We start from the raw sequence: 11941 nt of genomic DNA, 5'->3' as shown, positions 1-11941 counted from the left end.
GTGGCGGGGGCTCCCGCCATCGCTCAGGCCGGCAGGCGCGCCGCGTCGGCAGGACGGGTCGGCGCGCACAGGTCGCGGCGGCCGGCCAGGTCGGGGATCCCCACCGCCGCGTAGTCGGCCAGCACCTGGAACCTGAAGGCGCGGCCGAAGAGGTCCTCGCCCCGGGCGATCCGCTCGGCCAGCGCCGAGTCCGGCAGGTCCTTCAGGAAGCGGTCGTCGGCGTGGGCGAAGGCCCGCACCTTGGCCGCGATGAAGTCGAAGGAGCCGAGGTAGGAGTGGTGCCAGCCCATCACCTGGCTGGTCCGCCGCCAGCGCCGCCCGGTGCGGAGCCGGTGGATGCAGAAGCCGTCGCGCGCCCCGTAGCTGGCGCGGAACGCCACCTGGTGGCGCCAGCGCCGGTGGTTGGCCGGCGCCACGATCTGGTTGTCGAGGAAGTAGTAGGTGCACCGGTAGGTGAGGTGCACGTAGGGGCGCCACCAGCGGTCGAAGTGGCGCACCAGCGCCTCGCGGCAGGCCGGGTCGAAGAACTCGTCGAAGTCCTGCACCAGCACCAGGTCCTCGGGCCGCACCAGCCCCTCGCGCCTGAGCCGCCTGAAGGCCGAGTTGCGGACCACCGCCTCGCGCTCGAAGTGGCCCAGGTGGGCGTGCGGCTTCAGGTCCACCGGGTCGAAGAGGACGCGCGGGCGGAGCTCGGCCGGCAGCCGGGCCAGCAGGCCCGGCACCTCGAACGGGCGGGAGGCCTTCTGCGAGAAGGCGTCCTCGGCCTCCGAGATCACCAGCAGGTCCGCGTAGCGCAGCGCGTTCCGGACGCGCTCCTCGAAGTAGTGGGACTCGTTCCAGTACTGGGTGGTCTCGACGATGCGCATGCGGGTCCCCCGGCGGGCGCAGGCACATTCCCATGTGGGAGGCGGGCCCGGCAAGCGGAGGGGTGCGGCCGGGGGCGGGGCGCCAGGTCCCCTCCGGCCCGGACCCGCCGCCCGCGCCTCAGCCGTCCAGCGGCGGGACGATGGGCGCCCGGGTGGCCTCGGGCCTGGCGAACAGCAGCTGCACGTTGCCCAGGTAGCGGGTGGCGTAGCCGGCCTCGCAGCTGGCCAGGTAGTACTCGAAGCCGCGCAGGAACCGCTCGTCGCGCCCCTGCGCCCTCGCCTCGGCCCAGCGGGCCACCAGCCGGGTCCGCCACTCGCGCAGGGTGCGGGCGTAGTGCGGGCCGATCTCCTCGAGGTGGAAGAGGCGCAGGTCGGAGTGGCTCGCCGCCGCGCCCAGCAGCGCGGTGGTGGAGGGGATGCAGGTGCCCGGGAAGACGATGCGGTTGATGTGGTTCGGCTCGCGCTTCATGCGCTCGAAGCGGTGGTCCGGGATGGTGATGGCCTGCACCAGGGCCAGCCCCTGCGGCGTCAGGCGCTGGCAGAGCGTCCGCATGAAGGCCGGGTAGAACTCCCAGCCCACCGCCTCGATCATCTCCACCGAGACCAGCTTGTCGTAGCTGCCGGTGAGATCGCGGTAGTCGGACAGGAGCACGGTGACCCGGTCCGACAGGCCGGCCTCCCGCACCCGCGCCGTGGCCACCTGGTGCTGCTGCCGGGACAGCGTGGTGGTGGTGACCCGCACCCCGAAGCGCCGGGCGGCGTGCAGCGCCAGGGCCCCCAGCCGGTGCCGATCTCCAGCAGGCGCTCGCCGGGCCGCAGGTCGAGCTTGTGGCAGATGCGGTCCAGCTTGGCGAGCTGCGCCTCCTCCAGCGTCGCCTCCTCGCGCTCGAACAGGGCGCAGCTGTAGGTGAGGGTTGGGTCGAGGAAGAGCTCGAAGAACTCGTTGCCCAGGTCGTAGTGGGCCGCCACGTTCCGCCGGGCACCCTCGCGGGTGTTGAGCCGGGCCCGGTGGCGCAGCCGGTGGATCAGGCCGCCCAGCCGCGCCAGGCCGCCCTCCAGCCCCTCGGCCCCGTCGCCCATCGAGAGGGCCAGGCGCACCGTGGCGGCCAGGTCGTCGGCGTCCCACCAGCCCTCGGCGAAGGACTCGGCGGCCCCGATGGTGCCGCCGAAGGCGATGGCCGAGAAGGCCCGCGGGTCGCGGATGGTCACCGCGGCGTGCGGCCCGTCCCCCGGGCGGCCGAAGAGGTGGCGGCGGCCACCCTCGTGAAGGGTGAGCTGGCCGCGCGGCAGGCCGCCGAGCTTGGCCAGCACGGCGGCGCGGGCCAGCCCGGCCAGGCCCCGGGCCTGCTGGGGCTCGGTCGGCAGGGCGGCCAGCCGGGGTTCGTCGCGGCGCTCGGCCAGCGCGAGGACCTTGGACGGGGCGCTCATGAGGTGCTCCTGTGTGGTGGGGGTGAGGCGGCGTCGAGGGGCGGTCGCGGCGGGGCCACGCCGGGCCGGGACGCCGGCGGCGAGGTGCCAGGGTGCGGCACGAAGGGGACCCGCTTCAGCCAGAGCCGGAGGGCGTGCCAGTGGATGGCGGCCACCACCTGCAGCGTCATGAGCGGGTAGCGCAGCAGCACCCCGGCCAGGCTCCGGCCGGTGATCTCGCGGCGGGCCAGGACCAGCGTGGCGTCGAAGAGGAGCCGGCCGCCCTCGCGGTTCTCCATGTGCACGACCAGGCGCCTCCCCGGCTCGGCGAGGCGCCAGTCGTACTGCTGGGCCAGCGCCATGAAGGGCGAGACGTGGAAGCGCTTCTGGAAGCGCCAGCGGTGGGTGCGGCCGACCCGTCCGCCCCCGCGCACCGGGCTGGGCGCGGTGCTGGACTGCGCCGGCGCGGCCTCGGGCGCCGCCGCCGGGTGGCGCGCGTCGAGCACGTAGGGGTGCTGCTCCTTCCACGGGGTGTTGTTCACCTCGGCCACCACCGCGTCGAGCGTCGCGCCGTCGGCCTCGTAGCAGTAGTAGAAGCTGACCGGGTCGAAGCCGTGGCCGAAGTAGGTGAGGTGGGTGAGGAGCCGGATGGGACCCACGGGCCGGCGGCCCAGGGTGACCTCCACGGCGCGCCGCACCGCCTCCTCGAGGGGCACCGCCGGGTCGCCCAGGTGGCGCCGCCGGTCCAGCCAGGCCACCGCCGGCCGGCGCGCCGACCAGAGCCAGCGCCCGGCGAAGACCCGGTCGAGCTCGCCGAGGTCCAGCCAGGTGAAGAAGACCGGCCAGCGGAAGGCGTGCGCCGCGGGCGCCAGCCGGCGGTGGGCCACCCACCCCAGGTAGAGGCAGCTCTGGAGCGCGGCGGCGGTCACAGGTCCTGGCCGAACTTCCGGCAGACGCGCAGGGCGCTCTGCACGCCGTCCTCGTGGAATCCGTAGGCCCAGTAGGCGCCGCAGAAGTGGGTGCCGCCCACGCCGTCGATCTCGCCGTGGCGCCGCTGCGCCCGCACGCTGGCCGGCGTGTAGACCGGGTGGTGGTAGGTCATGCGCCGCACCACCTTGTCGGGCGCGATCTGGTCGTCCATGTTGAGCGAGACCAGCAGCGGCTCCGGCGTGGCCAGCGACTGGAGGCGGCTCATGTCGTAGGTGAGCGTGGCGGCGCCGCGCGGGGTGGGCGGGATCCAGGCGTTCCAGCTGGCCCAGGCGCGCCGCGAGACCGGCAGGACGCGGGCGTCGGTGTGCAGGGTGGCCAGGTTCTCCTGGTACGGGATGTCGCCCAGCACCGAGCGCTCCAGCGGCGTGGCGTCGGCCAGCAGCCGCAGCGCCTGGTCGGAGTGGCAGGCCAGGATGACGCGGTCGAACCGCTCCGGGGCGAGGCCGGCGGCGGTGACCTCGACGGCGCCGGCCGGCGGCGCCCCCGCGGCGGCGGCCCCGCCCGACAGGCCGCGCCGGATGGAGGTGACCGCGGCGCGCCGCACCCGGTCCTCGATGGGCCGGAGGATGGCCCGGGCGTAGGTGTCGGAGCCGCCGGCCACGGTGCGCCAGGTGGGCTGGCCGCTGGACTGCAGGAAGCGGTGGTTCTCGAAGAAGCGGCAGAAGGTCTGGGCCGGGAACTCGGCGAAGCGCGACGGGTCGGCGCTCCAGACGGCGGTGCCGATGGGCACGAGGTAGTGCTCGACGAACTGGCGGGAGAACCCGTGGCGCTCCACGAAGGCGCCGATGGGCTCGTCGTCGGCCACCGGCGAGGTGGCCAGGGCGCGGGCCAGCCCGTTGAAGCGCAGGATGTCGGCCACCATGCGGTGGAAGGAGAGGTTGAAGAGGTTGGCGCGCTGCGCGAAGAGCGAGTCGAGGCTGGTCCCCTTCCACTCCAGGTTGGTGGCCGCGTCCTTCACGCTGAAGCTCATGTCGGAGGGCTGCGACGCCACGCCGAGCCGGGCCAGCAGCGCCACGAAGCCCGGGTAGGTCTCCTCGTTGAAGACGATGAAGCCGGTGTCCACGCGGAAGGGGCGGCCGCGCAGCTCGAGGTCATGGGTGTGGGTGTGGCCGCCGAGGTGGTCGCCCCCCTCGTACAGGGTCACCTCGTGCTCGCGGTGGAGCAGGTGGGCGCAGACGAGCCCGCTGATGCCGCTGCCGACGATGGCGATCCGCATGGGGTGGGGCGAAGCTCCGGGAGTGGGCTGGAGGAAGCCTACAGGGCTGAATGATGCGACCCTAGCGAGATAAGTGCCATGACAAGAGCTGGACAGGACCTAGATGGATTATGGACAGCAGGCTCCCTTCGGGGCTCATGCTGGAGACGGTAGCGCTGGATGGCTCCTCGAGCCCCTGGGCGTGAGCGACAGGCCCCCGAACCGACCTCGATCGGGGCTCTTCCCCGGTCCGGACCCCTACCAGTTGAACACGTCCCCTCCAACGCCAATGCCCGCCACCTGACCCCAGGTCCCAGGCAAGCGCTCGCTCCGGGCCTGCGCCCAGGCCAGCGCCCGCCCGCGCCCCTTCGAGCGCCTGCGGGGCGGGCCGCGCGCCACCTGGGTGGCCTCGGCAGGTAGGCAGGTAGGCAGGTGGGCCTTCCTTGACGCCTTCGGGTGTCGAACGAACCCGGGACGACGGACGTTCGGTCAATGTGAGAAGCCATTGGGACCGGGCCTGCTGCGGCTGGTGACCTCCCCTGACCTCCCCCAACCAAGGAGCCTTCCGGCTCCGCGACAGGACCACCATGCCGACCGCCCTCGCGATCGCCGCCCACGGGCGCCGCCTCCCTGCCGGCCCGCGCCGCCGCCGCGCCGCGCTGGCCGTGCTCGCCCTGGCCGCGCTCCAGGCCGGCTGTGGTGGGGGCACGACCGAGCCGCGCCCTGAGGCGCCGACGCTGACCTCGGCGCAGCCCTCGTCCGGGCCGACCACCGGCGGGACGCCGGTGACGCTCACCGGGACCGGCTTCCAGGCGGGCGCCACGGTGACCTTCGGCGGCGCGGCGGCCACCGTGGGGGTGGCCTCGACCAGCAGCCTCACCGCCACGGCGCCGGCCCACGCCGCAGGCGCCGTGGAGGTCACGGTGACCAACCCGGACGGCCAGGCGAGCAGGCTCGCAGCGGCCTTCACCTACCTGGCCCCGCCGCCTCCCGGCCCGACGCTGACCGGCCTGACCCCCAGCCACGGCACCCTGGGAACGGTGGTCACCATCACCTCGCCCGATCTCGGCACCGACCCCGCCGCCGTCCAGGTCACCTTCCGGGCCCCGGCCCAGGGGACGATGACCGTGGCGCCGCTGGCCCTCGCTGGCGGCACGCTGACCGTGGTGGTCCCGGGTGCGGTGGCCGAGCAGGCGACCATCACGGTGACCGTGGCCGGGGCGACCTCCGAGCCGGTGCCCTTCACCGTCGACGCCCTGGCCGACGCCGCCAGGGCCGGGGCCGCCCAGGCCTTCTTCTCCGACGTGGACGCGGTGCTCGGGCGCCTGCTCCGGCAGGTCGACGCCGGCATCGTGCCGCTGCTGGAGCAGACGGGGCAGGGGCTGGACGCGGCCCGGGTCCGCGCCGGCCTGGCGCGGCTGCGGGCCCTCTACGCCCAGGCCGCCGCCAACACGCTGGGGGCGGCCAACGCCGAGCGGCTGGCCGCCTTCAATGCCTTCCTGGGCTCCCCGGCCGGCGCCGCCGTCCGCGCCGAGCTGCAGGCCCTGGTGGCCGCGCTCCCTCCCGCGCCGGCGGGCGCCCGGGTGGGCTCACCGGGCGCACCGGCGGGTGCGGCCGTCCAGGCCAGCCTGCTCGGCGGCTTCGACGCCGGCACGGTGGAGAGCATCGAGGACGCCAAGGCCTTCCTGAACCGCGCCTACCACATCCTCGACAAGCTCGACTCGGCGCTCCTCACCGCCATCGTCGCCTGCGGCGCCGCCAGCGCCGTCTTCCCCGGGGCGGCCTCGCTCATCCCCACGCTGGAGCTGGTCCGGGAGGAGATCGTCAAGCCGCTCCTCAAGATCCTGGAGGCCATCATCCCGCTCCTGGAGACGATCCCCACCCGGATCGCCGGCGGGACGCTGCGGATCGAGGTGGTGGAGCACAACCTCTGGCTCGACCAGACCTTCGGCTCGATGGAGGCCCCCATCCCGTCGGACAACGTGGGCGCCGTCCTGGTCACCGAGCCCTACGGCGTGAAGGGCTTCCTCACCTTCAAGAACGACGGCGGCGCCTCCCTGCGCGCCACGGGCGGGGACCTCCTCCCCACCCTGGCCCCCCTGGCCGAGGCCATCGCCGAGCTGGGCGGCTTCAACATCGGCGCGCTGGAGGTCACCGACTGCGAGACCCGGCTGCGGCTCGCCACCGCCCGCCCCGACCTCTTCCGGGGCGACTGGGCCGACCCGCTCCTCTGGGTGAACGCGCTGAAGCCCGGCCTCGGGGTGGTGCAGCTGATCGCCGACATGGACCAGGTGAAGCCGGTCTGCGAGCGGGACCTGCTCGGCGTGATCATCGGCACCTGCATCGAGGAGCAGGACGTGCTGGTGTCGCGCCGCCTCCGGGCCATCTCCGGCACGCAGGTGGCCGGTCCCTACACCCAGGGCCCCCGGCTCGACGGCATCCAGGTGGCGGGGCAGCCGCCCGCCACTGGCTACCTGGGGGACACCGCGCTCTTCACCGGCGAGGGCTTCTCCGCCAACCCCCAGCTGGCCCACCAGGACATCCAGTTCACCCCGGCCCCCGGCTTCGAGGGCACCGGCCTGGCCTGGTCGATCCACCAGCGGAACTACGGCTTCGGCAGCCTCGAGGTGGAGGTGATCGACGCCCTGCCGGGTCCGGTCTCGGTGGTCATCGACGGCAGCCCCTCGAACGCCCTCGACTTCACCGTGCTCGACCCGGTGCTGGGCCCGGTCCCGCCCAGCGCCATCGTCGGTGAGTACCAGACCTTCACGGGGCGCGGCTTCAGCAAGGTCCCGAACCACAACGCCGGCGACTGGGCCGGCTTCCAGGCCCCGGCCGAGCACGGCAGCCACACCGAGCTCCAGTTCGCCATCCCCGACGGCGCCCAGAGCGGCCCGTTCCAGGTGGTGACGCTCGGCCAGCTCGTCAGCAACCAGGACGACGTGACCGTCCGCAGGTGGTCCGAGCCGGCGCTCCTCTCCGGCGGCGGGCGGCTCGGCCTCCGGCCTGCGGTGGCCTTCGACCGCCAGACCGGCCGCCGGCTGGTGGCCTGGGTGGAGCGCAACGACGCCGTGGAGCACGGCACGGCGCAGCTGGTGGCCTCGCTCAACGCGCCGGGCGCCTCGACCGCCGGCACGCCGGTGGTGCTGCCGGCCCAGCTCGGCGGCCACCCGGCCGCCCCGCCCCGCCCCGCCGTGGCGGCCTCCAACGGCTGGCTCTACGTGGCCTGGGTGGAGCGCGTCCCCGGCGTGGACCTGAGGGACCGGGTGGTCCTCTCCCGCTCGCAGGACGGCCTGGCCTGGTCGGCCCCGCTGACGCTCTCCACCGGCCTGGCCCAGGCGCGCCAGCCCGCGCTCGGCGCCGACGGCGACCTCGTCATGGCGACCTGGATCGACGAGGGGGCCCAGGGCGAGGTCGGCGTGCTGCGGCTCAGCCGCTCGCTGGACGCCGGAGCCCACTTCGCCCCCTACGCCAGCGCGGCGCCGTCCGGCGACACCAGCGATCCAGCCGTGGCCGTCAAGGCCAACGCGGTGGCGGTGGCCTGGAGCCGGGTGGACGGCGCCGGCCGCGCCGTCTCGGTGACCCGCTCGGAGGACTTCGGCGCCAACTTCGCCCAGGTGGTGACGTTCCGCGCGGCGGCCGGGACCGTCGGCTACGGCCGCCACCCCAGCGTGGCGCTCGGCCCCTCCTGCGTGGTGGACAGCCTGGCCTCCGTCTACCTGGCCTGGGAGCAGTCGAGCGCCGCCGAGGCGGCCGAGGAGGTCCAGTTCGTCCGCGTCGACGCGGTCAACGCGGGCACGGTCGTGCAGAACGTCAGCCAGTCCCCGGTCCACTCCCAGTCGCCGCAGCTGGTGGTGGACGACGACTGCATCCCGGCCATCGCCTGGCTGGAGCTGGGTCACTCGAAGGCGCAGCTCATGGAGGCCTCGCAGGGGCTGCCGCTCCCGGTCGCCCCGGCCACGCTCCTCTTCGCCCGCTCCTTCGACGACGGCGCCACCTTCAACGAGCGGCGCACCACGCTGGCGCGCCTCACCACCGGTGACCGCCTGGGCCACCTCTCCATGGCCGGCGGCGGCCGGGCGCTCCTCGCCGCGGTCCACCAGGACGACTTCGGCGGCTCCGCCGTGGCGCTCCGCACCACCGACGGGGAGGGCTTCGGGCCGGCCGCGCAGCCGCCGGCGCCGGCGGGCGAGCTCTCGGCCGACCTCCTCTACCACCACAGCGAGGGGGCGCTCTGGGTCTCGGCGCCCGACGGCCGCTGGCCGCAGCGGATCACCCGCACCAACGGCGCCGGCACCGCGGCCGGCGTCCATCCGAATGGCCGCTACGTGGCCTGGCTCCCCTCGGTCGATCGGACCTTCGTGGCCGAGGCCGACGGCGCTCACCCGCTCCAGATCACCTCCACCGCGGACTTCGCCTGGGCCGGCGCCATGAGCTGGTCGGCGACCGCCGGGTACCTGGCGGTGGCGTCGCCCACCGTGCCGCAGCGGTCCGGCTGGGTCCGCCCCGACGGCTCCGGCTTCGCCCTCTCCGGCACCAACCTCAACCTGGCGGTGAACGCGCTGGGCCACCCGGGCCTGCAGCCCTGGTCGCCGGACGGGCGGCTGGCGCTGGCCGGCTTCGGCTCGCTGCAGACCTTCGAGCCGGGCACCGGCATCGCCTCTGACCTCTCCACCGTGGACCCGGCTGGCTTCCCCGGTGACCCGGCCTACCCCGCCTGGTCGCCCGACGGCTCCCGGCTGGCCCTCATCGTGGCCGCCGATCCGGCCACCTGGATCACCGGCGGCCTCGGCACCGGCGACCTCTACGTCTACGACGTGGTGCTCGGCACCCTCCACCGGCTCACCGACGACGGCCAGGCCACCACCCCGACCTGGTCGCCGGACGGGACGCGCATCGCCTTCATCCGCCACGCCGAGGCCCCGCGGCAGGTGGTGGTCATGCGGGCCGACGCCGCGCTGGGCGACGAGGTGGTGCTCACCAACCCCTTCCTGGAGGACGACACCGAGCCGGCCTGGCACCCCGACGGGCGGGCCGTGCTGGTGGCGCGGCGCCTCCTCACCGAGAACTTCCCGACCCTCACCTCCCTGAGCCCGGACGGCGTGGTCGCCTACTCGATCTCGGGCACCTGGTCGGGCGGCGCCGCGCCGCTGCACCTCGGCACCCGGCCGACCTGGGCGCCCGGCGCGGCCGCCTCGGCGGTCAACCCGGCGTCGTCCAGCGTGGACCTCTCCTGGAGCCTGGCCGCCGACGACGCGGGCGTGCACCACTACCAGGTCTGGAGCGGGACCACGCTGGTGCAGGACCAGGTCTCCGGCACCGGCACCTCGCTCACCGGCCTCACCCCCGAGACGAGCTACACCTTCACCATCCTGGCCTGCGACGCCGCGGGGAACTGCACGCTGGCCGGCCCGACGGTGGACGTCACCACCACCGCGCCGATGGCGCCGCCCACCTGGAGCGTGGTGCCGCCGGTGCTGGAGCACGGCACGGCCTGGTCGCCCGGCGACATGTACGACAACCCGTACGGCGTGACGGTCCACTGGACCAGCGCCACCGAGCCGGGGGTGGAGTACCGCTTCTACGTGGCCGGGGAGGCCACGCCCCGCTGGGTCAGCGTGAACGACTTCACCGACTCCTTCAGCCTCGACGGGGTGCGGCCGCTCACCACCTACACCTTCACGGTGCAGGCCTGCCACCGCGGCACCGAGATCTGCACCACCGATGGCCCCTCGCTCACGGTGACCAGCCAGGAGGACACCTCGCCGCCGGGGCTCGTCTCGGCCAGGGTGGACGGCGACGTGGTCACGCTCGGCTTCCAGGATCCGATGGATCCCGCCTCGACGCCGGCGCCGGGCGACTTCATCTTCGAGGTGCTCGATGCGGCCGGCACGCCGGTGGCCCGCACCGTCCTGCAGGTGGCGGTGGCCGGGGTGCCCGGGTCGCCCGGGCGGAGCCAGGTGGTGCTGACGCTCGCTGAGGGGGTGGTGTTCGGCGAGGTGGCGGCCATCACCTACGTCGCCGGCGCGGCGCCGCTGCGCAACCTCGGCGGGCTCGGCGCGGCCGACTTCTACGGCCGGGCGGTGCAGAACGGCGCCGACCTCGGCTTCACCGCGCTGGCGGGGGCCGCCGGGGACGACGTGGTGGTGGCCGGCTGGTTCAGCGGCGCCGCCCGCTTCGGCGCCACCACGCTGGTGGCCTGGGGCCAGCGCGACGCCTTCGTGGCCCGGCGGACGGCCTCCGGCCAGTGGCTGTGGGCGCGCCGCCTCGGCGGCACCGGCTTCGACGAGGCCACCTCGGTGGCGGTGGACGCCGCCGGCGACGTCTACTTGGGCGGCGCCTTCAGCGGCCAGGTGCTGGTGGGCAGCTTCCTCCAGGGCTCGGCCCTCCTCATGGCCGCCGAGGGAGCCGCCGACGCCTTCGTGGCCAAGCTGGACGGCGCCGGCCAATGGGCCTGGCTGACCCGGCTCGGCGGCGCGGGGCTCAGCCCCCTGGACGACGCCCACAACGGCTACGCGCCGGAGGCGACCGTGGCGCTGGCGATCGACCCCACCGGCGGCGTGGTGGCCGGGGGCAGGTTCCTCTACACGGCGAGCGCGGGGACCACCACGCCACGGATCACCAGCGCGGGCGGGTCCGACGCCTGGGTCGCCAGGCTGGCCGCCGACGGCGCCTTCAGCTGGGTGACCCGGGCCGGCGACGTGACGAGCGACGACTACGCCATCACCGAGGTGGCGTGCGACGGGGCCTCCACCTGGGTGGCCGGTTCCTTCATGGGCGCGCTCTCCTTCGAGGGGGCCGCCGCGCCCGTCGTCGCCAACGGAAACTCGCAACTCTACCTGGCCCGGCTCGGCGCGGGCGGGGCCTTCGACTGGGCGCGCACCGTGGAGGGCTCCTGGCCTGGAGGCACCGCCGGCGCGCTCCTGCCGGACGGGGAGGGCGGGGTCTACCTAGGCGGGAAGGTCGGGCGAGGCGTGACCGCCTTCGGGGTGAGCTACACGCCGCACGTTTCGCGCTGGAGCGCGGCGGGCGTGCGGGCCTGGGCCGTGCGCGGCAACGCCGAGGGACAAGTGGCCGGACTGGCCCGCCAGTCCGACGGGAGCCTGCTCCTGGGCGGCCCCTTCGAGGGGACGCTGGCCTTCTCGGGCCAGACCGTCACCGGTAGCCCGAACGGCGACACCTTTGCCGCCCGGCTGTCGGCGTCGGACGGGAGCGGGCAGGGTGCCTGGGCGAGCGGGAACGGGACCAACTTCTCCATCCCCACGCCGGTCGCGGCGGCCGGCTGCGGCGAGGGGCGGCTCTGCCTGGCCCTCTCCGTCTACGGCTACGACCAGGGGGCCGCCGTGCAGTTCGGCCCGCTCACCCGGACCGTCGGCAGGTCCATCCAGCCCCTGGTGGTGAGGCTCGGCTCCGACGTGGCCTTCCCGGCCATCGGGACCTGGCTCGAGCTCTTCGGCACCGAGGACGGCCCCTAGCCGCGGCC

General features: G+C 74.8%; 6 protein-coding genes. 1 reads left to right on the top strand and 5 read right to left on the bottom strand.

The features are described 5' to 3' along the window. Nucleotides 1-23: 23 nt before the first annotated feature. From IPO09_13230 to IPO09_13210, 5 genes are all read right to left on the bottom strand, one after another. Nucleotides 24-866, bottom strand: coding sequence for a hypothetical protein (locus tag IPO09_13230; protein ID MBK9518285.1), 843 nt, complete (start codon nucleotides 864-866; stop codon nucleotides 24-26). A 118-nt stretch (nucleotides 867-984) separates the two neighbouring features. Then, on the bottom strand, nucleotides 985-1518 hold the full coding sequence (locus IPO09_13225) for a class I SAM-dependent methyltransferase (GenBank protein MBK9518284.1): 534 nt from the start codon (nucleotides 1516-1518) through the stop codon (nucleotides 985-987). Beyond that, nucleotides 1455-2294: a class I SAM-dependent methyltransferase gene (locus IPO09_13220; protein MBK9518283.1), complete on the bottom strand. Its 840-nt coding sequence runs from the start codon at nucleotides 2292-2294 to the stop codon at nucleotides 1455-1457. The genes IPO09_13225 and IPO09_13220 overlap by 64 nt, the downstream gene beginning before the upstream one ends. Beyond that, nucleotides 2291-3202, bottom strand: coding sequence for a DUF1365 domain-containing protein (locus IPO09_13215; protein MBK9518282.1), 912 nt, complete (start codon nucleotides 3200-3202; stop codon nucleotides 2291-2293). Before IPO09_13215 ends, IPO09_13220 begins: the two co-directional genes overlap by 4 nt. Then, nucleotides 3199-4479 (bottom strand): FAD-dependent oxidoreductase, encoded by a 1281-nt coding sequence (locus IPO09_13210; protein ID MBK9518281.1) that lies wholly within the window; start codon nucleotides 4477-4479, stop codon nucleotides 3199-3201. Before IPO09_13210 ends, IPO09_13215 begins: the two co-directional genes overlap by 4 nt. Before the next feature lie 566 nt (nucleotides 4480-5045). Here IPO09_13210 and IPO09_13205 point away from each other — a divergent pair. Then, on the top strand, nucleotides 5046-11933 hold the full coding sequence (locus IPO09_13205) for an IPT/TIG domain-containing protein (protein ID MBK9518280.1): 6888 nt from the start codon (nucleotides 5046-5048) through the stop codon (nucleotides 11931-11933). Nucleotides 11934-11941 lie beyond the last annotated feature (8 nt).

The organism is Anaeromyxobacter sp. (assembly GCA_016718565.1).
Taxonomy (GTDB): Bacteria; Myxococcota; Myxococcia; order Myxococcales; family Anaeromyxobacteraceae; genus JADKCZ01.
This window is presented reverse-complemented; position numbering and strand designations above follow the sequence as displayed.

Excerpts from the sequence above, each read along its gene's own strand:
- IPO09_13220 (MBK9518283.1), bottom strand. The coding sequence starts at position 2,294 with ATGAGCGCCCCGTCCAAGGTCCTCGCGCTGGCCGAGCGCCGCGACGAA.
- IPO09_13210 (MBK9518281.1), bottom strand. The coding sequence starts at position 4,479 with ATGCGGATCGCCATCGTCGGCAGCGGCATCAGCGGGCTCGTCTGCGCC.
- IPO09_13205 (MBK9518280.1), top strand. The coding sequence starts at position 5,046 with ATGCCGACCGCCCTCGCGATCGCCGCCCACGGGCGCCGCCTCCCTGCC.
- IPO09_13230 (MBK9518285.1), bottom strand. The coding sequence starts at position 866 with ATGCGCATCGTCGAGACCACCCAGTACTGGAACGAGTCCCACTACTTC.